Source organism: Vreelandella sp. L-15 (assembly GCF_056857635.1).
The window spans coordinates 41,232-62,667 of record NZ_JBSXNN010000030.1 but is presented as its reverse complement, the minus strand read 5'-3'; the positions used below and the strand labels follow the sequence as shown (position 1 = coordinate 62,667).

The window sequence follows — 21,436 nt, the reverse complement described above, 5'->3', positions numbered from 1 at the left end:
GCGCTGGAAGCGGATCAAGGGGTTCAACAAGCTGGAGCTGGTCGTGAACAACGTCCAGTTCAAGGACGGCGAACCCTTGACCGATCAGTCAGACAGGACTGCCGCCTGACCGGCCATACACAGAATTTGACAATAACTCTTTTCAAGGGCTGCGCTGAACCACGCACGCGGATAAAAATGTGCGAAACCGCTAGCCAGCAGCTAGGCTTAAGGCACACTTATTTCTCAGAGGAAGAGAACATGCCGTCTACCACTACCATCGTTGTTGTCGTTGTTGTGATTGCTGTGGCAATTTTTGGCTTTAGCGGTGGGCTACCGTTTTAAAAGTTACCGTTTTAAAGTCAGTAGCTTTACTAACGCGAACGACGCCTTTTCATTCGGTACATTTTCACATCTGCATAATTCAGTAGCGTATCAGCATCTTTGCCGTCTTCTGGGTAGGTGGCCACACCCACACTGCAAGACGGCATGCCGATATCCCGCATATCCGCCCCTGCTACCTCTGCCGCGAGCGGTTCAGAGAGCACCTCCAGTATTTGGGCAGCTTTTTCGATGGCGGCCTCTTTAGAGTGAACGTCGGTTAATATCACCGTAAATTCATCGCCCCCCATACGTGCCACCGTATCAGTCTCACGCACGCAGCCACTCAAACGGCGAGCTACCTCGCAAAGCACCGCATCTCCCACCGCGTGGCCATGCACATCGTTAATTCGTTTGAAGTCGTTTACATCTAAAAACAGCAGCGCAAAACGGTTTTGATAGCGCTTTGCCGTACTTAACGCCGCCTCCAAACGACCGTAAAACAATGAACGATTGGTCAGTTTGGTGAGCGGATCGTGATGTGCAAGAAAGCGCAGGTCGTCTTCCGCTTGCACCTGAGCGGTTACATCTCGAGCAACGCCAATTCTCACCTGCTCTTCATCCGACCAACGGGCCGACCAAAGCACATGCACCACGCTGCCGTTCTTATGTAGGTAGCGGTTACGAAAATCGAGATGGGGCTGCCCATTCATCACCCGCCTAATGGAGGCTTTGGTTATAGCCAAATCTTCCGGGTGCATATAGTGAGTAATTAGCGTGCCTACCAGCTCATCGGCACGGTAACCCAGCAGCGATTCGCAGGCATCGCTGACAAAAAGAATCTTATGATCCGCATCCACGACGAACACAGCGTCGAGCATCAAATGAATCAGCTTAGGATAAAGCGCCTGCAAATCAACGGACATGGGCAGCCTAGTCGGGTGACTTTTCTCGAGTATAGACGGATCGTGGGTTGTCAGGGCAACTCTTGTGTCGGTGGAGGAGGCATTCTGCACGCTAAGGCATGAGCGCTGTTTGTTTATTCGCGAAAATCTCGGACACAAAAAAGCCCGCTGATTGCTCAGCGGGCTTTTTTAAATTCTGTGGCGGAGAGGGAGGGATTCGAACCCTCGAAGCCTTTCGACTTACACACTTTCCAGGCGTGCTCCTTCGACCACTCGGACACCTCTCCACATTTTAGCTCTGCTGTTAGGCGCTGCCTTTCTCAACAGAACGGCGCATATTCTATGGTCTAAGCCGTGAAATAGCAAGCCTTTTTCCTGCTTAGCTTTTGCCTACTTAGGCGTTTGGCAGCACGGCGTAGCGGCCTATGGCTTCTAGGCAGAGCGAATCTCCGCAGTAGAGCTGATGGGTTAGCTCGATGCTGCCCTTACCTCGTTCACTGAGTTTAGCAGCAAGCTGTGCAGGGCCATCCGGATGGCTAGGGGCACAAGTCATGCGATAATCACCCGTGACCGGGGCAAGAAAGCGTTGGCTGGCTTCAGCAACCACCACATCCTGCGCCCTGCCCTGCTGGCGAAGCCAGAGAGTGACCCAGCACCAGCCTTGTAGCGTGGCTTGTGCGCTCAGCGCGCCGCCAAAGCCGGTGCCTTTGTCGTTGAGGTTAGGTGTGAGCGCCAGTTGCCACGTGAGCACGCCGTTGGCTTGGCTCATGCGGGTAATGCCAAGTGCCTCCACCATGGGAATGGCCGCTTCCAGCCAGTGCTGAAAGGCGGCCAGGTCCTCCTCGCCTTCCGGTAGCGGTAAGCGGGGATGTGGAATGCCGGGTTGGCGGGGCTGACTCATGGCGACTTCCTTGGCATTACAGGGGCGTAGATTTAATCCCAGCGCTCGACAAAATCCGCGCTGTTGTGGGTTGCCACTGGCTTGTGGCGACCCGCTAGGCTGCCCAAATAGATAAAGGCAACGACTTCGTCATCTTCATCCAGACCCAGGCCTTTGCGCACCACGGGATCAAACGCGTATTTGCCACTGCGCCACATGGCGCCTAGACCTAGCGCGTGGGCCGCCAGCAAAATGCCGTGAGCGGCACAGCCTGCTGAAATCACCTGCTCGATTTTAGGCACTTTGGGAAGGTCCGGCGTCACCTTGGCAATCACCGCGATAATCATTGGTGCCCGTAACGGCTTTTTACGCGCGGCGTTGAGCGTCTCGTCGCTCGCGTGAGGGTCTTCCTGAAACTCCGCTTCGGCAAACAGCTCGCCCAGGCGCTCCCGGCCTTCACCGGTGAATTCGATGAAGCGCCACGGTCGCAGCTCTTTGTGGTCGGGGGCACGAAGCGCCGCTTGATAGATGGCGCTGAGCTGGTCGGCGCTGGGGGCAGGCTCAGCGAGCTTGCCCATGGAGCTACGTTCGTGAAGCAGCGTGAGGGCGTCCATGGTGACTCCTTATCCGTTTTGGTGAGCGTTACTGGCGCGCCAGGCGCAGCGGGCTAGGGGGTGCCAAGCCCGGTGTGGCACGCCAAGGGCTGATGTCCAAGCCGCCACGGCGCACGTAGCGGGCCAATACCAGCAGCTCTTCTGGCTTCGCTTGCTGCATCAAGTCCGTAAAAATATGCTCGACGCAGTGCTCGTGAAAATCCTGGTGCTGGCGGTAGCCAATTAGGTAGCGCAGTAGCCCTTCTCGGTCGAGCTTGGGGCCTTTATAGCGAATCAAGACGCTTCCCCAATCCGGCTGACCAGTCACCGGGCAGTTGGATTTTAGCAGATGTGAATGCAGCGTCTCTTCAACGACCTCATCGCCAGTAGTTAGATGCGCCGCACTGGGCGTGTAGTCGCTCACCTCGATATCTAAATCATCCAGGCACTCGCCCGGCAGGCGCTGGGGGGCCAGTTCGCTATCGTCCACCCCCAGAAGCTCAACGCTTACGCTGGCACCGGCAGCGCTGCTGAGGTCGCGCACTAGCGTCTCCTCTACCTCGTTTTGGCTGGCAAACCGGGTTTGGTTGAGGCTGTTGAGGTAGAGTTTCCAGGATTTGGATTCAATCAAATGCGGGGAGCTGGCTGGCAGACGGAAGCGTGCCACGGCGACAATCGGTTTACCGCGGCCGTTGAGCCAGGACACCTCAAACGCGTGCCACTCGTCTTCGCCGACAAACGGCAGCGCGCCCTCTTCAATACCCAGCGGCGCGCGGTTGGCAGCACGGGGAATCGGATACAACAACCCCGCATCGTACTGCTCTGGGTAAGCGGAATCACGCCCCAAGGGCGCATGTTCTAAGGTATCGGGGCGGTGTACCATGAAAACTCTCTTAGTCGTGCCATCTTATAAGGGTATTTCAATCAAGGCTGTGAAGGCGACCCTAGCTACGTATGCCTTTGCCACGCTCTAGCATGGTCAGTGCAACCATAAACAGTACGACGATAAAGGCGAAAATAGCCGCTAATGCCCAGCCTACCGGAATATCAGAAACGCCCAAAAAGCCGTAGCGGAAGACGTTCACCATATACAGAATCGGGTTGAGCATCGAGACGCCCTGCCAGAAATCCGGCAGCATCGAAATCGAGTAGAACACGCCGCCCAAGTAGGTCAGCGGGGTCAGAATGAACGTCGGCACGATGGAGATATCGTCAAACTTATTCGCCAGCAGCGCGTTGATAAAGCCGCCGATGGAGAATAGCGCCGAGGTCAGCACCACTACCAATATCGTGAGCAGCGGATGCTCGATCGTTAAGCGGGTGAAGAACAGCGACACCAGCGTCACGATCAGCCCCACACCCAAGCCACGAGCCATTCCGCCCAAAATAAAGCCCGAAAGAATGACACCATTCGGCATCGGCGACACCATCATCTCTTCAATGGAGCGCTGAAACTTGTTGGAGAAAAAGCTAGAGGCCACGTTGGAGTAACTGTTGGTGATCACCGACATCATGATCAGCCCTGGCACAATGAAGTCCATATAGCTGAAGCCGTCCATATCACCAATGCGCGAGCCGATCAGGCTGCCGAAAATGATGAAGTACATGGCCATGGTGATCGACGGTGGCAGCAGGGTTTGCGGCCAGATTCGGGTGAAGCGCTTGATCTCTTTAAGCACTAGCGTCCATAAAGCCACGAGGGTTTGCATTGCATTCATGCGCGGGCCTCCTGCTTTTCACGCTGGTCGATGGCCTGCTGACTGCTCTCTACCATGGAAACAAACATCTCCTCTAAGCGGTTGGCACGGTTACGCATCGAGACGACCTGAATGCCCTGCGCGCTTAACGCACTGAATACATCGTTCAACTGCTGGCCACGATGAATCACCAGCGCCAGCTGGGAGGGCTCGATTTGCTGCAGCTCAAAGCCTTCAATGGTGGGCACTTGCGCAACCGGCTCGGCGATATCCAGTAGGAAGGTTTCGGTGTCCAGTTCCGCCAGCAGCTCGCGCATGCTGGTGTTCCGCACAATTTCGCCATGGTTGATGATGGCGATATTGCGGCACAGGCTCTCGGCTTCTTCGAGGTAGTGCGTGGTCAGAATGATCGTGGTGCCTTCATCGCGGTTAATGCGGCGCATGTACTCCCACATGCTGCGGCGCAGTTCGATATCGACCCCGGCAGTGGGCTCGTCGAGAATCAGCAACTTGGGTCGGTGCATCAAGGCACGCGCAATCATTAGGCGGCGCTTCATACCTCCTGAGAGCATTCGCGCACTGCCGTTGCGCTTTTCCCACAGCCCTAAATCGGTCAGCAGCTGCTTGGCGCGAGGCAACGCTTCGCTGCGCTTCATGCCGTAGTAACCTGCCTGGGCCAGCACGATATCCAGCACTTTCTCAAACTGGTTGAAGTTGAATTCCTGCGGCACCACGCCGAGCTGATATTTCGCTTTGGCGAAGTCTTTATCAATGTCGATTCCAAAAATCGACACCTTACCCGCCGTTTTCTGCACTAGCGAGCAAACGACGCCAAGGGTGGTGGACTTTCCTGCGCCGTTGGGGCCCAACAGCGCAAAAAAATCGCCCTGCTGGACGTCTAAATCGATACCTTTTAACGCTTGGAAGCCGTTGCCATACACCTTGGTAAGGCCACGGATCGACAATGCCGGTTCGGCCATGAATATGTCCTGTCAGCAAGTGGGGAGCAAAAAGAGCTAGAAGGGAGGATATCAGGGCATGCATATATTTTTTCAAGTTTGCGGCTTATAACCTCTGAACCACCACTTCCATGCCCCTGATTTTTCTCTATTTAGCACTACATTAGGTGATACTTTGCCACGCTATTGCTGCGATAGCGCCTCGATTAATACTTTAGCATTAGCCTAGCGCCCGCCTGCCCAGGCAGCGGCACTTCAAGGGAACATGCTGACCATATAAGCGAGCCTAACCGATAGGGACGCTGATCTTCCAAACCATTCTGGATAATACGCAGCAAACCGGCAGTGGCTTTTGCGCAGGTCAGCAATGGTGCCGCCTTGGTAGATACCGCCAAGCAGCGTATGCAGGATATTGATCAGCGAATTCAGCGCGTAAACGACCTGTTCTCAGACATTACCGCCGCCACCCACGAGCAAACCCGTGGCATTGAGCAAATTAACGTGGCCATCGCCCAGCTGGATCAGGCGACCCAAGACAACGCCTCAATGGTGCAGCAAACCGCCACCGCCGCCCAAGACCTTAAGCAGCGCTCACGGTCGCTTAACAGCGTGGTAGGCCACTTCACGCTGGTGGATTAACCCTACAGCGCTCAGGCCTTGCGCCTGGGCGCTATCATTAGCGCCGCGGCACGCACGCAAAAACGCCGCTTGATCAGCGGTGAATGGCAATAACTAGACTGGGGATCAAGCAGAACTTTAGAAAGGGGGTTTGCATGGAGCGGGAAAAGAGATTCGAACTCTCGACCCTCGCCTTGGCAAGGCGATGCTCTACCACTGAGCTATTCCCGCAACGCAAACAATACAGCGATGTTTTATAAAGTGAGTGGCGTCCCATAAGGGGTTCGAACCCTTGTTACCGCCGTGAAAGGGCGGTGTCCTAGACCACTAGACGAATGGGACGTGCTGGAGCGGGAAAAGAGATTCGAACTCTCGACCCTCGCCTTGGCAAGGCGATGCTCTACCACTGAGCTATTCCCGCTTAACAAGCTATCACTCTACAAACTACTCACCATCGGGATGGCGTCCCATAAGGGGTTCGAACCCTTGTTACCGCCGTGAAAGGGCGGTGTCCTAGACCACTAGACGAATGGGACGTTTCATTGCCTCGTCGAGGTGGCGCGTATGTTACCCAGACCTCATCTAGCTGTCAAGCACTCTGATATAGAAACGTTTATTGCCCCCTTGTCTGCGTGGCAACACCCAGGTGCCGCCTGCAGAATACGCCCCTACTCTAGCGATGCGTCTAGGCGATGCGCAAACTTAGTGCCAGAGCACGCCTTTTAGGCTAATTATCGCCTCATCGCGGTGCACGCATGGCTACTCTGCCCGCGTCTCAGGCACTTCTTTCCTATAACGCTCCCCTATCGCGCTCCTTATATACCTCATCGGCACGCTGTTAAGGCCTCACCGCAGGTCTGAAAAGCAACGACAAACCGCCAAAAATCTTTCATTTAAAATAAAATCGATTTTTTGGCACACCCCTTGCAACTTCATTGGTGATCAAACGGCGTGACTCATCTACCAACCCATGCTTACTCCTGACTGCTTGAGGTGCCTTATGTCTTTTACTCGTCGCAAATTCCTCACTACCGCTGCGCTCACCTCCACCGCCGGCTTGGTGCTGGGCGCGCCCTCTATTGCAAAAGCACAGTCTTCCGAACGATTTAACTGGCGCATGACTAACGCCTACAGCCCCGGCTCACCTTTCTATGTAGAAGGCCCTGGCAGCCCCACCGATGTGATTGCCAAAATTAACGCCATGTCTGGCGGGCGTTTAAACATCCAGCATTTTTCAGCGGGTGAACTGATTCCTGCACTGGAAGGCTTTGAAGCCGTACAAAGCGGCACCATTCAAATGAACGCGGCTAACAGCTACTTCTGGTCGGGCACCACGTTCGCTGCCCAGTACTTCACCACCGTGCCCTTTGGCATGAGCTTTATGGGCCACATGGCTTGGCTATACCACGGCGGCGGTTTAGAGCTGTGGGAAGAGGTCTATGCGCCCTACGGCATGATCGCCCTGCCGCTCAACAACACCGGCGTGCAGATGACCGGCTGGTTCCGTGAGCCCATCGAGGACATTGACCAGTTGAACGGACTGCGCATGCGTATTCCGGGCTTGGCCGGGAAAGTCTATGCCGCGCTGGGGGTGGATGCCCGTGTACTGCCCGGCGGTGAAATCTTCCCGGCGCTGGAGCGTGGCGTCATCGATGCAGCAGAGTTCGTGGGTCCTTACCAGGATCGCCGCATGGGGCTGCAGAATGCCGCGAAGTTTTATCACACCACCGGCTGGCACGAGCCTGCCACTACCGGTGAGCTGCTGATTTCCAAACAGCATTGGGATGCCCTGCCCGACGACCTCAAGATGATCGTGAAAAGTGCCTGCATGGCGGCGTGTCTGGAAAGCGTGACGTGGTCAGAAGCGGTGAACGGCGAAGCGATGACCGACCTTGTTGATAACCACGGCGTGACCGCCAGCATGCTTCCGGAACCCGTAGTGAACGCCCTGCGCGAAGCCACTATGGATACGCTCGCCACCGAAGCCAACGCCGACCCACTAGTGCGCAAAGTACATGATAGCTACATGGCCTTTAAGGCCAACCATGACCGCTGGGCAGGCGCCAGCGAACGTGCCTGGTTAAACGACATTATTGGGGTGTGATATGCAAGCCGTGGAACGTGTTGTCCACGGGATCGAGGCGGTGGTCCGGCTGTTTGGCTGGATCGCCGCTTGGACCTGCGTGGTACTAGTGGCCCTGGTCGCGGGCGATGTGGTGATGCGCTACTTTTTCAGCATTGGCGCCGTATGGCTTCAAGAGCTGCAGTGGCACTTAATCTCCCCCATTGCTCTGTTTGGTATGTCGTATCTGCTGTTTATGGGCGAACAAGTGCGGGTCGACGTGTTTTATGAGCGCTTCCCAGTGGCGCTACAGCGGGTAATTGAAGTGATTGGCGGCCTGCTGCTGCTCGCCATGGGGCTGTATATCGCTTGGCTCACTCTGCCCTGGGTGGAACAGTCCTACCTACGTAACGAAGCTTCTCCCAACCCTGGCGGCCTGCCACTTCGTTGGGTGCTCAAAGCTCTGATCCCCTTTGGCTTTCTCTTATTGGCAATGCAGGGCCTCGCCCACGCGCTGCGCCAAGGGTTTGCCCTATCAAGCCGAGGTGAATAACGCATGTCTCCTAATGAGTGGCTCGCGATCGGTATGATCGCCGCCTTTTTTGTGCTGCTTATCATTGGTATACCGGTGGCCATCAGCATTGCCGTCACCGCCTTTGTGTTTGGCTATTTGGGCTTTGGCCCAATGCTGTTCAACCTGTTGCCGTCACGCATTTATGGGGTAGTGACGAACTACACCTTTATGGCGATACCGCTATTCGTATTTATGGGGGTCATGCTAGAGAAGTCGAAACTGGCCGAAGAATTGATCGATGTGATTGGCCACCTGTTCGGCGGGATTTCCGGCGGTATGGGCGTGGCGATTATTTTCGTGGGTGTACTGTTAGGCGCGGCCACCGGTATCGTGGGCGCCACCATTGTCACACTTGGCCTGCTCACCCTGCCCACCCTGCTGCGCCGCGGCTATCCCAAAACCTTGGCCACCGGCATGATCTGCGCATCAGGTACGCTTGGGCAAATTATCCCACCTAGTTTGGTACTGATTCTCTTAGCAGAAATCCTCGGCGAATCTGTTGGTACTATGTTTGCCGCCGCGATGGTGCCTGGCTTGGCGCTGGCAGGCATCTACATCGTGGCAATTTTAGTGGTAGCCCAACTCTACCCTGGCATGATGCCGCCCATTCCCGCTGAAGAGCGGGCCCAGCTCAGCAAGAAACGGCTGCTGTATAAAGTGGTCACCGTGGTCGGCCCACCGGTAGGACTAGTATTTGCGGTCTTGGGCTCCATCATTGGCGGTATTGCCGCCCCAACCGAAGCTGCGGCGATGGGCGCGCTAGGGGCGCTGGTGTTTGTTGCCTGCTCGGGCCGCTTAACCGTATCGCTGTTAAGCGAAGTGGCCAAAGCCACCTTGGTGATCTCCGCCATGGTGTTCTTTATTTTGATCAGCGCTCAAGTGTTCGGGCTCGCGTTCCGGGGCTTGGGTGGCGAGCACTTGGTCGCACGGATGTTTGAGTGGGTGCCCGGTGGAGAAGTCAGCGCCCTGCTATTCATGCTGCTGCTGATGTTTGTACTTGGCTTTTTCTTAGAGTGGATTGAGATTAGCTATATCGCCCTGCCGCTCTTTTTACCCTTCTTCGTGCAGATGGGCGTGGATATGGTGTGGCTGGGCATTTTGGTGGGGCTGGTGCTACAAACGTCGTTTCTTACTCCACCGTTTGGCTGGTCGCTGTTTTTCTTGAAAGGCGTGGCGCCTAAAGAAGTCTCCACCCTAGATATCTACAAAGGGGCGCTGCCGTTTATCGGGCTACAGTTTTTAGCCGTGGCGCTGGTGTTTATCTTTCCAAGCATTGCCACGTGGCTGCCTAACGCCATTGGCTGGTAACCACAACCAATAACAAAGGACTTTTCAATGCTCCATACCCAACGTAGTTACGGCGGCAGCTGTGTCGCGCCGCATCATCTTGCCGCGAGCGCCGGTCGCGATGTATTAAAGCAAGGCGGCAATGCCGTCGAAGCCATGGTCGCCGCGGCGGCAGCCATCGCCGTGGTCTACCCGCATATGAATGCCTTGGGGGGCGATGGCTTTTGGCTGATTCACGAGCCGGGCAAAGCGCCGGTGGCCATTGATGCCTGCGGGCCCGCCGCACAGCTCGCCAACCGTGATTTTTATTCAGGTGAGTCGCAGATCCCGGAACGTGGGCCAAAAGCCACGCTGACCATGGCGGGCACTATTAGCGGCTGGCAGGAAGCGCTCAACGTAGCGGCGGGCTGGGGAAGCGCGCTACCGTTGCCCACGCTGCTGGCCGATGCCATTCGCCATGCCGATGAGGGCATTGCTGTTTCTCAAAGCCAGGAAACGCTCACTGCAAAACACCTAGAACGCCTGAGCCAAAGCCCCGGCTTTAGCGATGCGCTGCTGCTTAGCGGCCAAGTTCCCCGTGAAGGCGAGCGCCTGCGCCAGCCGCGCTTGGCCAATACGTTAAAGCGCTTGGCCAGTGCCGGGCTGGATGATTTCTACCGTGGCGAGCTTGCCGCCAGCATGGCGAAGGATTTAGAGGCGCTAGGCAGCCCCCTGCGCCTAGACGATTTTCACGCTTACCGCGCTCAGCAAGTCACACCGCTGCACGTACAACTCAATGACGCTACGCTGTATAACCTGCCCGCACCGACGCAAGGCATGGCGTCGCTGATGATTTTGGGCATTTACGAGCGTATTAAAGCCGCCGAACCCAACGGCTTTGACCACCTGCACGGGCTAATTGAAGCCACCAAACGCGCCTTTATGCTGCGCGACCGTTATGTCACCGACCCATACCGAGTGCCCACGCCGCTACAGGAGCTGCTCAGCGAAGAGCGTATTGGTGCAGAAGCCGCCGAAATTAACCCTGCCCAGGCGCTGCCTTGGCCCTATGAACCCGCGCCCGGCGATACTATTTGGATGGGCACCGTCGACAGCGAAGGCCGCTCGGTGAGCTTTATTCAGAGCATCTACTGGGAGTTTGGTAGCGGCGTGGTGCTGCCTGAAAGCGGCGTGCTGTGGCAAAACCGAGGCATTAGCTTTTCTCTCAACCCAGACGATTTACGCGGCTTAGCCCCTGGTCGCAAACCCTTCCATACGCTTAACCCGGCGCTGGCGCTGTTTAACGATGGACGCACCATGGTGTACGGCACCATGGGCGGCGAAGGCCAGCCGCAAACCCAGGCAGCGGTGTTCTCACGCTACGCGCTGCATGGCATGCCGCTGCAGCAGGCAGTTACCGCACCGCGTTGGTTGCTAGGCCGCACCTGGGGCGAATCGAGTACCAATCTCAAGCTGGAAAAACGCTTCGATGATGAGCTGGTCGCGGCGCTGGCCACGGCGGGCCACGATGTCGAGGTTTTGCCCGACGCCTTCAGCGACACCATGGGCCACGCGGGCGGCATCGTGCGCCACCCAGACGGGCTGATCGAGAGTGCTCACGACCCACGTAGTAACGGCGGCGCTGCAAGCGTATAAAGCCCACTGGCGGATTTTGCCACTTTCGCACATGCTGAACTTGGGCAGGCAGCCTATTGTCATTAGCCATAAGAAGGCCTAACGGTGATAGGCTAGTCTGCCAAGTAAGCCTCTGATTAACGGTAACCAGAGGGAGAGGAGACCCCCATGGCGAAAATAGAAAAATCCCCCGACGAATGGCGCAAGCAGCTCACCCCAGAGCAGTACCGGGTCGCACGGGAGAAAGGCACCGAACGGCCGTTTACCGGTGACTACCAAGTGAGCGATGCCCAAGGTATCTATCACTGTGTTTGCTGCCATGCACCGCTATTTGAAAACGAGCACAAATTCGATGCGGGCTGCGGCTGGCCAAGCTTTGACCGGCCGCTAGGAACGCGCTGCGTCGAGGAGCACCGCGACACCTCCCACGGCATGATTCGCACCGAAGTGGTCTGCTCTCACTGCGATGCCCACCTAGGCCACGTATTTCCCGATGGGCCGCCCGAGACCACCGGCTTGCGCTACTGCATCAACTCCGTCTCGTTAGAGTTTCACCCTGACGAGTAACCCCTGAAAGGAAGCACGGCAAGGCGGGCACCATCTGCTAGAATGGTCGCCCGCTTTTTTATGCTTGTATTTTTGTGCTTGTAGGAGAAACCCATGCTCGGCTGGTTCCCCGGACATATGAATAAGGCCCGCCGCCAGATCAAGGACGCGCTGCCAGAAATCGATGTGGTCATCGAGGTGCTCGATGCGCGCCTGCCCTACTCCAGCGCAAATCCCATGCTGGCCGAGCTGACCCGCCATAAGCCGGTGCTGAAAATTCTTTCCCGCGCCGACTTGGCCGACCCCGTTCGTACCGACGAGTGGGTGGCCTTTTTTGACGCCCAGGCAGACACTCGCGCCCTGGCGATTACCACCACCAATACCCGCGAGCTTAAGAAGATCCCCAAGCTCTGCCACGAACTGGCGGGAGCGGTGCGTGCCGACCGCGACGTGCGCGTGATGGTGATGGGCATCCCTAACGTAGGCAAATCGACGCTGATTAACGGCCTAGCCGGGCGCAAAATTGCCAAAACCGGCAACGAGCCGGCGGTCACCAAGCGCCAGCAAAAAGTACGCATTGATGGTCGAGTAGCGCTCATCGACACCCCTGGGGTGCTCTGGCCCAAAATCGAAGACCAAGCCAGCGCCTACCGCTTGGCGGCCAGCGGCGCGATTCGCGATACCGCCATTGAGTATACCGATGTGGCCATTGTTGCCAGCGCGGAGCTTGCCAAACGCTACCCCGCCGAGCTAACCGCCCGCTATAAGCTAAAAGCGCTGCCCACCTACGAAGCCCCCGTGGTGGAGGAAGTCGACGCCGACGGCCCGAAAAAGCCTGATTTTCTTGCTATTGCCGGGTTTGACGGCCACGCCATTCTCAAAGAAATCGCCGGAAAGCGCGGCGGCCTGCGCCCTGGCGGCGAAGTAGACCTGCACCGCGGCGCGGAAGTACTGCTGCATGAGTTACGCGATGGCAGGCTTGGCCGCGTCACGCTGGAAACCCCGGCAGATATTCCGCCGCCGCCAGCGCAAAACGACCAAGACAGCCCGGCCTCATCCGACGCATAATGAGCCACACGTCAAACACTTCCACGGCACTGGACACTTTTGGATAACGCACCCCATGGACACCCCGCAGCCTAGAGAATCACACACGCTGAAAAAATCACACAAACTGCACAACGTTTGCTACGACATTCGCGGCCCGGTACTCGACCACGCCAAGCGCCTGGAAGAGGAAGGCCAGCGAATCTTGAAGCTCAACATTGGCAACCCAGCACCGTTTGGCTTCGAAGCGCCGGAAGAGATTTTGCAGGACGTGATGCGCAACCTGCCCACCGCCCAGGGCTACTGTGATTCCAAAGGCCTCTACTCCGCCCGCAAGGCGATTATGCAGGAGTGCCAGCGTAAGCAGATTCCTGGGGTGGGTATCGAAGATATCTATATTGGTAATGGCGTTTCCGAGTTGATCGTCATGGCCATGCAGGCGCTGTTAAACGACGGCGACGAAGTGCTAATCCCCGCGCCGGATTACCCGCTCTGGACCGCAGCCGCCCACCTTTCTGGCGGCCACGGCGTGCACTACCTGTGCGACGAGCAGGCCGACTGGGCACCGGATATGGCCGATATTCGTGCCAAAGTCACCAGCCGTACCCGCGCCATTGTGATCATCAACCCCAATAACCCCACCGGTGCGGTCTACCCGCCGGAAGTGGTGCGGGAAGTGCTGGATATCGCCCAAGAGCACAATCTAGTGGTGTTCTCCGATGAGATCTACGACAAGATTCTCTACGACGGGGTTAAACACACCGCTACCGGCGCGCTGGCCGACGATGATCAATTGGTGATCACCATGAACGGGCTGTCTAAAAGCTACCGCTGCGCGGGCTTTCGCTCTGGCTGGATGACGATTTCCGGCACGCTAGCGAAACAGCGGGCGAAGGACTTTATTCAGGGCCTGACCATGCTGGCCTCGATGCGACTATGCGCCAACGTTCCTGCCCAGCACGCCATTCAAACGGCGCTAGGCGGTTATCAGTCGATCAACGATTTAATTCTGCCGGGCGGGCGTTTGCTGGCCCAGCGCGACATTACCGTTGAGAAACTCAACGCAATTCCTGGGGTCTCCTGCGTAACGCCCAAAGGCGCGCTCTACGCGTTCCCGCGTTTAGACCCCAAAGTGTTCAATATTAAAGATGACCAGCAGTTGGTGCTGGACTTGCTCTTGCAGGAAAAAATTCTGCTGGTACAGGGCACCGCCTTTAACTGGCCAGAACCCGATCACGTGCGCATTGTCACGCTGCCCTGGGCCGACCAGCTCGGCGACGCGCTGGACCGCTTTGCCAATTTCTTGTCTCGCTATCGCCAGTAGTTATCGGCAGCAGCTATCGACACTCAACCAGCGACTTGAAACTGACATGAAATGCACGTATCTAAGCCATCATTCCATTAACACTTGTTATGACCTTGAGGGAGATCTTCATCCATGATGCGAATCGTGCTGTTTTTAGCCACTAACTTAGCGGTGTTGCTGGTCGCCAGCATTACGCTGCGGCTGTTTGGCGTTGAGAGCTATCTCAACAGCCAGGGTATTAACTTCACCAGCCTGCTGATCTTCAGCTTTGTGTTTGGCATGGCGGGTTCGCTGGTATCGCTGTTTATCTCTAAATGGATGGCGAAGCGCTCAACCGGCACGGTGATTATCGAAAACCCGTCGAACTCCACAGAGCAGTGGCTGGTGGATACCGTGGCCGAACTGTCTCGGGAAGCGGGCATTAAAACTCCGGAAGTAGGCATCTTCCCCGCCCAGCAGTCCAACGCTTTCGCCACCGGCTGGAATAAGAACGATGCCCTGGTAGCGGTATCGGCGGGCTTGCTCAACCGCATGCGTCCTGAAGAAGTCCGCGCGGTACTGGCCCATGAGATTGGCCACGTGGCTAACGGCGACATGGTGACGCTGGCGCTGATTCAGGGCGTAGTGAACACCTTCGTTATGTTCTTCGCCCGCATTGTCGCCCACTTGGTCGATAGCTTCCTGAAAAGCCGCAGCGACGGCGAAGGTGGCCTGGGCTTCATGGGCTATTTTGCAGTGGTGATGGTGGCAGAAATCGTCTTTGGCATCGTCGCTTCCGCGATTGTGGCTTGGTTCTCTCGCTACCGCGAGTACCGGGCTGATGAAGCGGGTGCCCGCTTGGCAGGCACCGGTGCGATGGTCAACGCCCTGGCACGTTTGAAGGCCGAAACCGAGATGCCCGACCAAATGCCGGACACCCTGCGTGCGATGGCCATCACCAAAGGCCAGACCCGCTCGCTGGTCGAGCAGCTGTTCGCCAGCCACCCGCCGCTGGATGACCGTATTCGCGCCCTAAAAGAAGCCGCTTACCGTCAGTAAGCTGTGAACGCTCAATAAGATACGCCAAGGCCCGCCAATGCGGGCCTTGTGCGTTTAGGTAAACCAATGATGCGTGTTAGCCGCAGCGCACCTGAAAGCCTGCCGCCTGAAGCGACGGCTGCAATGACACAGCGTCGTTTTCCAGAAAGACGGTGAGCGTGGCGAACTCGCGGCGCAGCGGGTAGTTGGCGCGGCAGCTATCAAAGCCCTTGGCAATCCCCTGGTGCGTCACCTGACGCTGCAAGGCATCGTGGTCACGGCGCACGTCATACACGGCCCGAACACACAGCCGAAGTGCCTCTTCCACCGGCAGTGCGCTCTGCAACGTTAGCGTGGCCAGGGCTGGCGGCGGGCAGAGCTCGCTAAACGGCATACCGCTGGGCTGGTTTAACTGCGCTGCCAACGCTTTCTGAATCATCCAGGTGCCGCGCAGCTTGCCATCCAGACTATGTCCGGCAATATGTGGCGTTGCTAAAGCGACCAAATCACGCAGCCCTGCATCAATGCCCGGCTCGTCTTCCCAAACGTCTAACACGGCGGTGATATCACCCTTCCCTGCCAAACGGCTGCGCAGCGCCAGGCCATCAATGCAGTCGCCACGCCCAGCGTTTAGCAGCAGCGTACCAGGGGCCAGCTCGTTGATGCGTTGGGCGTTCAGCAGTTGATAAGTGGCGTGAGGGCCAGCCTTCACCAGCGGGGTGTGCAGGCAAATCACGTCGCTCTCACCAATCAGTTTATCGAGTGACACAAAGCCGCTTGCGCCCTCTTGTTCCGCCCTGGGAGGGTCACACACCCGTACCGCAACGCCGAGCGCCTGTAGGCGGCGCTGCAAGCGGCTACCCACATTGCCTGCCCCAACAATCCCCACGGTTCGCTCCAGCAGCGGCCAGCCTTCTCGCTCGCTCACCGTCAGCAGGCTGCTGAGCACATAATCGACCACCGCCTCCGCATTGCACCCCGGCGCGCTGGCAAAGCCAATATTGCGCTCTTTGAGATAATCGAGATCAATGTGGTCGGTGCCAATGGTGCAGGTGCCCACAAAGCGCACCGGGCTATCGGTAAGTAACGCGCGATTCACTTGAGTGATGGAGCGCACGATCAGCGCATCGGCATTTTGCAGGTCAGCCGCTCGGATCTCGCGGCCCGGCAAGCGGTGCAACGTACCCACGCCCCCAAAACAGGCGTCGGCGGCGGGGATATTAGCGTCGATAACAAGTTTCATAGGCGTTTTAGTATCCGGGCTTTACAATACGTCCGCAATGGCTTGCTGTGCAGGCATGATCAAGAAGTCGTTAAGGAGATGGGTGTGATCGTACGCTGGGAAACCGACCATGACTATGTGTTGGTGCATATTCACCAGGATATGTTCGGCGACTGGATTTTCAGCCGCGCCTGGGGACAAATCGGCACCCAGTTTGGCGGATTGAAGCACCAGTTAGCGGATAGCCTGGAGCAAGCACAGATGTGGCTGGAGGATGAAGCAACGATTCAATCCTCCCGCGGATTCCGCAAGGTGCTGGAAGCCGCCGACCACACACCGGCAGGCCAGGAAGCGATGCGCCAGCTGTCGCTATTAGACGCACTCTGACGCATCACCTGTTAGCCAGATTCGCCCGTTTCGTTAACCTAAGAAGCGCCGCCCATTGCGCTGATGCACCCCCACGGGGGGCGCTTGTTCCGGCGGCGTGGTGAGCGCGGCAAGTGCCGCCTCATCCAACCAGCCCCGCTCGTTCAACCAGTGGCTTAAACGCGCCACATCGAAGCCGCGATCCAGCTCAACGCCGTTGGCATCCACCAACACCGGAATTCGTGTGCCGTATTGCTCCACCAGCGCGTCGTCGTCGCTGATCTCGATGTGGTGCAACCTCACCTCTTGGTTGGCCAGTGTGGCCACCAGCGCCTCTAGCTGGGCGCACAAATGGCACCCCAGCGTCGTGTAAATCGATAGTTCAATCATCGCCCTTGCTCTTTATCGGCTCAGGAGGAGTGGATCATGACGAGTGGCGCAGCAAAAACACGTGATGCAGATTGGTGCGCCGCTGGAAATCTGGATCGAAGGTGCGCGTGGTGATCTCCTCTACCGCGTAGCGCTCGCTCAGCGCTTCATCCAGCTTAAAGCGCCGCTGGTTGTTGGAGAACACCAGCGTACCGCCAGGGGCTAGGCGTGCCATGGCCAGTTCCACTAAGCGCGGGTGGTCGCGCTGCACATCCAGCGTGTCGCGCATCTTCTTCGAGTTTGAGAAGGTCGGCGGGTCCATAAAGATCAGATCAAACTGCGCGTTGGCGGTTTCCAGCCAGCGGAAGCAGTCATCACGCACCACGCGGTGCAGCCTTGGGTCGAGCTTGTTGAGCGCAAAGTTGTCCCGCGCCCACTCCAGGTAGGTGTTGGACATATCCACGCTAACGCTGTCGCTGGCCCCGCCCAGCGCGGCTTGCACAGTGGCCGTCGCGGTATAGCAGAACAGGTTGAGAAAGCGCTTGCCGCTGGCCATCTCGCCGAGCATCCGACGTACCGGACGGTGGTCCAGAAACAGGCCAGTATCCAGATAATCGCGCAGGTTGACCCATAGCCGAGCGCTGCCCTCCTGCACTTCAAAACGCTCGCCGCTGGCTTCGCGCTTTTGGTACTGGGCCGCACCGGTTTGCCGCTCGCGGCGTTTGACATAAATCTTACTAGGGTCGACACCCAACGCCTCGGGCAGCACTTCCAGGGCATCAAACAGCCGTTTTTGCGCCTGCACCGGGTTAATAGAGCTGGGCGCGGCGTACTCCTGCACATGCACGCGGTCGCCGTAACGGTCCACTGCCAGCGCGTATTCAGGCATATCGGCATCGTAAATGCGGTAGCAGGTCTCACCGCTCTGCTTCAGCCACTTTTTCAGGCGTTTCTGGTTTTTCGCTAGACGATTGGCAAACATCTGCGCATTTTCCGACACCGCCGGTTTTGCAGTACTGCTTGCCTGAGGTGCTACGCCCGCTTCTGACGGCTCACCGCTTTGCTGAGGCGCAGGACGAACACTGCCAATCTCCATTAACAGCAGTTTGGCATCCAGCGCGCCGTTTTTTAGCGCGTACTGTTTATGGGCACGCAGGCCTAAGCGGTGGCCAAGATCCGGGTTGCCAGTAAACATCGCTAGCGTCCAACCGGGGAACAGCGCCTTAGCTTTTTCACCGAGCTGGGCGTAAAGCTGCACCAGCTCAGGCAGCTCGCCCAAGCGCTCGCCGTAGGGCGGGTTGGTGATCAATAGCCCCTGCTCGGCGGTCAGGGTCTCTGGCCGGGTTAGTTGAGCAAGGCTCTGGCCGTGGAGCGTTATCAGCGCAGGAATGCCCGCCCGCATGGCGTTAGATTTCGCGGCGGTCAGCGCTGCCGGGCTTTGATCAAAGCCCATCAGTTCCGTTTTGCAGCGTTTGCGGCCAATCGAGGCGCGTGCTTCAGCTTCGCGTTTTAATTCACTCCACACCACGTCTTGATGGCCTGCCCAGCCGTGAAAGCCAAACCGCTCGCGGTTCAGGTTAGGGGCTTGGTCAGCCGCCATCAGCGCGGCTTCAATCAGCAGCGTACCGGCACCGCACAGCGGGTCGATCAGTGGCTCGCCGGCTTTGGCCCGCTCCGGCCAGCCTGCGCGCACCAGCAGTGCTGCCGCTAGGTTCTCTTTAAGCGGCGCGTGACCCACATCGCGGCGGTAGCCACGACGATGCAGGCTCTCGCCAGAGAGATCAATTCCCAGGCTCAGGTTGGCTCGGTGCAGGTGGGCGTAAATGCGTAGGTCAGGCGCTTTGGTGTCCACATTGGGCCGCTCTCGACCGCCTAACTGCAGCGCGTCCACCACGCCATCTTTCACCGTCTGTGCGCCGAAGCGCGTGTGGCGAATATGGTCGCTGCGGCCATGAAAATCCACCGCCAAGGTCTTGCCGGGGGCAAGATGCTGACTCCAGGCGATGCGTGCAACCACATCGCGTACCTGCTCTGCGGTCTCTATCATCGCTTCACGCGCCAGTAGCAAAATCACGCGGTTTGCTAAGCGAGACCACAAACATACCCGATAGGCGGTGGCTTGGTCGGCAGAAAAATAGACCCCTGCCACGGTGGTTTTACCCGGTTCAGCGCCCAGGGCCGTGAGTTCGTCCGCCAGCAGGCCTTCAATGCCTTTAGGGCAGGTCGCTAGGAGGTTTAGAGGGGCAGTTTGGCTCAGCTCGGTCATGGTGATCGCCGCGCGTAACCGCGCGATATTCCTGTATATGGCAAATGAATGTATGTCTTATGACAATTTGATGGTCGACAAGTGACCCCATCATGGTCTAACAATAAGAGGGTAGCTACTAAAAACGCATGTGTTGCTTGTCAGGGTCATTATTGTGCATGTTTCATAACACCAGTAACGACCCATGGCTTGTTTGAGTTTGCCGCTTCTTCCGTTCAGCACGTGAGTGCTAGGCATTCGCACTGAGGCAGCAGCTCACTCTTGAACTTGAAGTCACTTCTCGAAGTGGTGCTGGCAATCTGGGTAAAGCACGCCTATGGGCCTGCTGTTACTACGTTGCCTTGTGACCTACTTCTTATCAAAGGCTTTCATGCAAAGAGGTTAGCCAATGAAACGACAAAAACGTGATCGCTTCCAGCGGGCTTATGTTCACGGCTATAAAGCGGGTATTACGGGTCGCTCCCGTGATGATTGTCCCAGTCAAGATGTCAATTTACGCGAGTATTGGATGAGTGGTTGGCGTGAAGGTCGCGGCGACCAGTGGGATGGAATGACCGGCGTTTCCGGTATTCATAAAAACCCCATGGTTATGACCTAGTTTATTTACCTTTTATACATACATTTGGAGAACGGAGCCCGCTGCCAAGCGGGCTTTTTAGTGCCCCAGCGGTAGCCGCTTCATTCACCCTGCTTGAGCGCTTTCGCACACTGCTGTACCAGCGCTGGGCCTTGGTAAATCAAGCCTGAATAGAGCTGTACTAAGTCCGCACCAGCGGCTATTTTCGCCTTTGCCGCTTCACCGCTATCAATACCGCCCACCCCAATAATTGGCAGCGTGGGGAGATGGGCGCGCAGCAGACGAATCACCGTGTTGGACGCCTCAAACACCGGCTTACCGGAAAGCCCACCCGCCTCTTGAGCCTGTGGGTCATCACTGACCGCGTCCCGGGAAACGGTGGTATTGGTGGCAATCACGCCATCTAGCTCGTTACGGGCAATGCTGCCTGCCACTAATGCCACTTCCTCTTCGCTCATGTCCGGGGCAATTTTCACCAGCAACGGTACGTTGCGGCCTGCTTGGGCATCCAGCTCGCGGCTTTTAGCGCGAATGGGTCCCAAAAGAGCATCTAACTGTTCACCAAACTGCAGCGTACGCAGCCCCGGCGTATTGGGTGATGAGATATTCACCGCAATGTAGTCCGCCGAGCCGTGCACCGCGTTGAGGCAGGCCAGATAATCATCCAGCGCATGCTCAACCGAGGTGGTTAAGTTCTTACCGATATTGATACCCACAATGCCGTTGTAGTGACGCTTTTTAACCTGGGCAACAAGATGCTCCACCCCTTTGTTGTTGAACCCAAAGCGGTTGATGATCGCCTCATGCCCAACTAGCCGAAACAGGCGCGGTTTGGGGTTACCCGGCTGTGCTTTAGGGGTCACGGTGCCCACTTCTACAAAGCCAAACCCCAGCTCGCCCAGCGCATCAAGGTGGTCGGCGTTTTTGTCCAGCCCGGCGGCAAGCCCGACCCGGTTAGGAAAGCGCAGCCCCATGAGTTCGACAGGATCACTCACCGGCTCGCCATACACACGCTTAATGCCGCCCACCTTATGCAGCGCGTCAAGCGCGTTCAGCGCCATGCTATGGGTAGTTTCGGGGTCCAGGCGGAATAGCAGCGAGCGGGCAATTGGGTACATCAGCAAGACTCTCCTGAGCGGTGGGCGAAGTGCGGGGCGGGCGCAGTATAACGCACATCGCCCCCTCTTCGCAGAATGAAAAAAGCCGCGTCCTGGTCTCCCAGGGCGCGGCT

General features: G+C 57.3%; 21 protein-coding genes and 5 tRNA genes. 11 read left to right on the top strand and 15 right to left on the bottom strand.

Annotation, left to right across the window (positions count from 1 at the left end):
* Positions 1 to 353: 353 nt before the first annotated feature.
* The 7 genes from AC13CY_RS03445 to AC13CY_RS03415 form a co-directional block, all read right to left on the bottom strand.
* The gene (locus AC13CY_RS03445) at positions 354 to 1,226 is read right to left on the bottom strand and encodes a GGDEF domain-containing protein (RefSeq protein WP_058576897.1); all 873 of its coding nucleotides are present in this window, start codon (positions 1,224 to 1,226) and stop codon (positions 354 to 356) included.
* Between the two features lie 178 nt (positions 1,227 to 1,404).
* Positions 1,405 to 1,492: transfer RNA gene (locus AC13CY_RS03440), tRNA-Ser, on the bottom strand.
* A 107-nt stretch (positions 1,493 to 1,599) separates the two neighbouring features.
* Complete coding sequence (locus AC13CY_RS03435; RefSeq protein WP_427720599.1) at positions 1,600 to 2,106, bottom strand: YiiD C-terminal domain-containing protein; 507 nt, start codon at positions 2,104 to 2,106, stop codon at positions 1,600 to 1,602.
* 32 nt (positions 2,107 to 2,138) lie between these two features.
* A complete protein-coding gene (locus tag AC13CY_RS03430) occupies positions 2,139 to 2,699 on the bottom strand; it encodes a nitroreductase family protein (protein ID WP_058576899.1) in 561 nt (186 codons plus the stop codon).
* Between the two features lie 28 nt (positions 2,700 to 2,727).
* Positions 2,728 to 3,561, bottom strand: coding sequence for an NADPH-dependent 7-cyano-7-deazaguanine reductase QueF (gene queF / locus AC13CY_RS03425; RefSeq protein WP_483052288.1), 834 nt, complete (start codon positions 3,559 to 3,561; stop codon positions 2,728 to 2,730).
* A gap of 61 nt (positions 3,562 to 3,622) precedes the next feature.
* Positions 3,623 to 4,396: an ABC transporter permease gene (locus AC13CY_RS03420; protein WP_054645284.1), complete on the bottom strand. Its 774-nt coding sequence runs from the start codon at positions 4,394 to 4,396 to the stop codon at positions 3,623 to 3,625.
* Positions 4,393 to 5,355: an ABC transporter ATP-binding protein gene (locus AC13CY_RS03415; protein ID WP_062363514.1), complete on the bottom strand. Its 963-nt coding sequence runs from the start codon at positions 5,353 to 5,355 to the stop codon at positions 4,393 to 4,395. The genes AC13CY_RS03420 and AC13CY_RS03415 overlap by 4 nt, the downstream gene beginning before the upstream one ends.
* A gap of 324 nt (positions 5,356 to 5,679) precedes the next feature.
* Between AC13CY_RS03415 and AC13CY_RS03410 the strand changes: the two genes are divergently transcribed.
* Positions 5,680 to 5,973: a methyl-accepting chemotaxis protein gene (locus AC13CY_RS03410; RefSeq protein ID WP_232068226.1), complete on the top strand. Its 294-nt coding sequence runs from the start codon at positions 5,680 to 5,682 to the stop codon at positions 5,971 to 5,973.
* A gap of 135 nt (positions 5,974 to 6,108) precedes the next feature.
* Here AC13CY_RS03410 and AC13CY_RS03405 read toward each other — a convergent pair.
* The 4 genes from AC13CY_RS03405 to AC13CY_RS03390 all read right to left on the bottom strand — a co-directional run bounded on the left by AC13CY_RS03405 (position 6,109) and on the right by AC13CY_RS03390 (position 6,488).
* A tRNA-Gly gene (locus AC13CY_RS03405) sits at positions 6,109 to 6,183 on the bottom strand.
* A 35-nt stretch (positions 6,184 to 6,218) separates the two neighbouring features.
* Positions 6,219 to 6,294: transfer RNA gene (locus AC13CY_RS03400), tRNA-Glu, on the bottom strand.
* A gap of 4 nt (positions 6,295 to 6,298) precedes the next feature.
* Positions 6,299 to 6,373: transfer RNA gene (locus AC13CY_RS03395), tRNA-Gly, on the bottom strand.
* A gap of 39 nt (positions 6,374 to 6,412) precedes the next feature.
* Positions 6,413 to 6,488, bottom strand: a tRNA-Glu gene (locus AC13CY_RS03390).
* Positions 6,489 to 6,952: 464 nt separating this feature from the next.
* Here AC13CY_RS03390 and AC13CY_RS03385 point away from each other — a divergent pair.
* The 8 genes from AC13CY_RS03385 to htpX all read left to right on the top strand — a co-directional run bounded on the left by AC13CY_RS03385 (position 6,953) and on the right by htpX (position 15,426).
* The gene (locus tag AC13CY_RS03385) at positions 6,953 to 8,056 is read left to right on the top strand and encodes a TRAP transporter substrate-binding protein (protein ID WP_074210864.1); all 1,104 of its coding nucleotides are present in this window, start codon (positions 6,953 to 6,955) and stop codon (positions 8,054 to 8,056) included.
* Between the two features lies 1 nt (position 8,057).
* The gene (locus AC13CY_RS03380) at positions 8,058 to 8,567 is read left to right on the top strand and encodes a TRAP transporter small permease subunit (RefSeq protein WP_062363644.1); all 510 of its coding nucleotides are present in this window, start codon (positions 8,058 to 8,060) and stop codon (positions 8,565 to 8,567) included.
* 3 nt (positions 8,568 to 8,570) lie between these two features.
* Entirely contained in the window at positions 8,571 to 9,896 is a 1,326-nt protein-coding gene (locus AC13CY_RS03375) for a TRAP transporter large permease (RefSeq protein WP_062373659.1), read from the top strand.
* Between the two features lie 27 nt (positions 9,897 to 9,923).
* Entirely contained in the window at positions 9,924 to 11,510 is a 1,587-nt protein-coding gene (locus AC13CY_RS03370; RefSeq protein ID WP_062373656.1) for a gamma-glutamyltransferase family protein, read from the top strand.
* Between the two features lie 147 nt (positions 11,511 to 11,657).
* The gene (gene msrB, locus AC13CY_RS03365) at positions 11,658 to 12,056 is read left to right on the top strand and encodes a peptide-methionine (R)-S-oxide reductase MsrB (protein ID WP_044627782.1); all 399 of its coding nucleotides are present in this window, start codon (positions 11,658 to 11,660) and stop codon (positions 12,054 to 12,056) included.
* A gap of 93 nt (positions 12,057 to 12,149) precedes the next feature.
* A complete protein-coding gene (gene ylqF / locus AC13CY_RS03360; RefSeq protein WP_054641419.1) occupies positions 12,150 to 13,103 on the top strand; it encodes a ribosome biogenesis GTPase YlqF in 954 nt (317 codons plus the stop codon).
* A 55-nt stretch (positions 13,104 to 13,158) separates the two neighbouring features.
* On the top strand, positions 13,159 to 14,406 hold the full coding sequence (locus AC13CY_RS03355) for a pyridoxal phosphate-dependent aminotransferase (protein ID WP_074210866.1): 1,248 nt from the start codon (positions 13,159 to 13,161) through the stop codon (positions 14,404 to 14,406).
* A gap of 114 nt (positions 14,407 to 14,520) precedes the next feature.
* Positions 14,521 to 15,426 (top strand): protease HtpX, encoded by a 906-nt coding sequence (gene htpX / locus AC13CY_RS03350; protein ID WP_172515613.1) that lies wholly within the window; start codon positions 14,521 to 14,523, stop codon positions 15,424 to 15,426.
* A gap of 76 nt (positions 15,427 to 15,502) precedes the next feature.
* Here the strand turns inward: htpX and pdxB are convergent, their stop codons facing one another.
* Positions 15,503 to 16,648 (bottom strand): 4-phosphoerythronate dehydrogenase PdxB, encoded by a 1,146-nt coding sequence (gene pdxB, locus AC13CY_RS03345; RefSeq protein ID WP_288102517.1) that lies wholly within the window; start codon positions 16,646 to 16,648, stop codon positions 15,503 to 15,505.
* 84 nt (positions 16,649 to 16,732) lie between these two features.
* Here pdxB and AC13CY_RS03340 point away from each other — a divergent pair, with 84 nt between their 5' ends.
* Entirely contained in the window at positions 16,733 to 17,014 is a 282-nt protein-coding gene (locus tag AC13CY_RS03340) for a WGR domain-containing protein (RefSeq protein WP_058576952.1), read from the top strand.
* Between the two features lie 33 nt (positions 17,015 to 17,047).
* On the opposite strand, the gene AC13CY_RS03335 is transcribed toward AC13CY_RS03340, so the two are convergent.
* Together AC13CY_RS03335 and rlmKL are read right to left on the bottom strand one after the other, a co-directional pair.
* Positions 17,048 to 17,383: a glutaredoxin family protein gene (locus tag AC13CY_RS03335; RefSeq protein ID WP_044627787.1), complete on the bottom strand. Its 336-nt coding sequence runs from the start codon at positions 17,381 to 17,383 to the stop codon at positions 17,048 to 17,050.
* Positions 17,384 to 17,417: 34 nt separating this feature from the next.
* Positions 17,418 to 19,628, bottom strand: coding sequence for a bifunctional 23S rRNA (guanine(2069)-N(7))-methyltransferase RlmK/23S rRNA (guanine(2445)-N(2))-methyltransferase RlmL (rlmKL, locus tag AC13CY_RS03330; RefSeq protein ID WP_172515612.1), 2,211 nt, complete (start codon positions 19,626 to 19,628; stop codon positions 17,418 to 17,420).
* A 388-nt stretch (positions 19,629 to 20,016) separates the two neighbouring features.
* On the opposite strand from rlmKL, the gene rmf reads away from it, so the two are divergent.
* Positions 20,017 to 20,226, top strand: a complete 210-nt coding sequence (gene rmf, locus AC13CY_RS03325; RefSeq protein WP_009722578.1) for a ribosome modulation factor — start codon at positions 20,017 to 20,019, stop codon at positions 20,224 to 20,226.
* Positions 20,227 to 20,306: 80 nt separating this feature from the next.
* On the opposite strand, the gene AC13CY_RS03320 is transcribed toward rmf, so the two are convergent.
* Complete coding sequence (locus AC13CY_RS03320) at positions 20,307 to 21,323, bottom strand: quinone-dependent dihydroorotate dehydrogenase (protein ID WP_074210870.1); 1,017 nt, start codon at positions 21,321 to 21,323, stop codon at positions 20,307 to 20,309.
* Positions 21,324 to 21,436: the final 113 nt, after the last annotated feature.

Coding starts and splice junctions, on each gene's coding strand:
- AC13CY_RS03445 (WP_058576897.1), bottom strand. CDS start 1,226: ATGTCCGTTGATTTGCAGGCGCTTTATCCTAAGCTGATTCATTTGATG.
- AC13CY_RS03435 (WP_427720599.1), bottom strand. CDS start 2,106: ATGAGTCAGCCCCGCCAACCCGGCATTCCACATCCCCGCTTACCGCTA.
- AC13CY_RS03430 (WP_058576899.1), bottom strand. CDS start 2,699: ATGGACGCCCTCACGCTGCTTCACGAACGTAGCTCCATGGGCAAGCTC.
- queF (WP_483052288.1), bottom strand. CDS start 3,561: ATGGTACACCGCCCCGATACCTTAGAACATGCGCCCTTGGGGCGTGAT.
- AC13CY_RS03420 (WP_054645284.1), bottom strand. CDS start 4,396: ATGAATGCAATGCAAACCCTCGTGGCTTTATGGACGCTAGTGCTTAAA.
- AC13CY_RS03415 (WP_062363514.1), bottom strand. CDS start 5,355: ATGGCCGAACCGGCATTGTCGATCCGTGGCCTTACCAAGGTGTATGGC.
- AC13CY_RS03385 (WP_074210864.1), top strand. CDS start 6,953: ATGTCTTTTACTCGTCGCAAATTCCTCACTACCGCTGCGCTCACCTCC.
- AC13CY_RS03380 (WP_062363644.1), top strand. CDS start 8,058: ATGCAAGCCGTGGAACGTGTTGTCCACGGGATCGAGGCGGTGGTCCGG.
- AC13CY_RS03375 (WP_062373659.1), top strand. CDS start 8,571: ATGTCTCCTAATGAGTGGCTCGCGATCGGTATGATCGCCGCCTTTTTT.
- AC13CY_RS03370 (WP_062373656.1), top strand. CDS start 9,924: ATGCTCCATACCCAACGTAGTTACGGCGGCAGCTGTGTCGCGCCGCAT.
- msrB (WP_044627782.1), top strand. CDS start 11,658: ATGGCGAAAATAGAAAAATCCCCCGACGAATGGCGCAAGCAGCTCACC.
- ylqF (WP_054641419.1), top strand. CDS start 12,150: ATGCTCGGCTGGTTCCCCGGACATATGAATAAGGCCCGCCGCCAGATC.
- AC13CY_RS03355 (WP_074210866.1), top strand. CDS start 13,159: ATGGACACCCCGCAGCCTAGAGAATCACACACGCTGAAAAAATCACAC.
- htpX (WP_172515613.1), top strand. CDS start 14,521: ATGATGCGAATCGTGCTGTTTTTAGCCACTAACTTAGCGGTGTTGCTG.
- pdxB (WP_288102517.1), bottom strand. CDS start 16,648: ATGAAACTTGTTATCGACGCTAATATCCCCGCCGCCGACGCCTGTTTT.
- AC13CY_RS03335 (WP_044627787.1), bottom strand. CDS start 17,383: ATGATTGAACTATCGATTTACACGACGCTGGGGTGCCATTTGTGCGCC.
- rlmKL (WP_172515612.1), bottom strand. CDS start 19,628: ATGACCGAGCTGAGCCAAACTGCCCCTCTAAACCTCCTAGCGACCTGC.
- rmf (WP_009722578.1), top strand. CDS start 20,017: ATGAAACGACAAAAACGTGATCGCTTCCAGCGGGCTTATGTTCACGGC.
- AC13CY_RS03320 (WP_074210870.1), bottom strand. CDS start 21,323: ATGTACCCAATTGCCCGCTCGCTGCTATTCCGCCTGGACCCCGAAACT.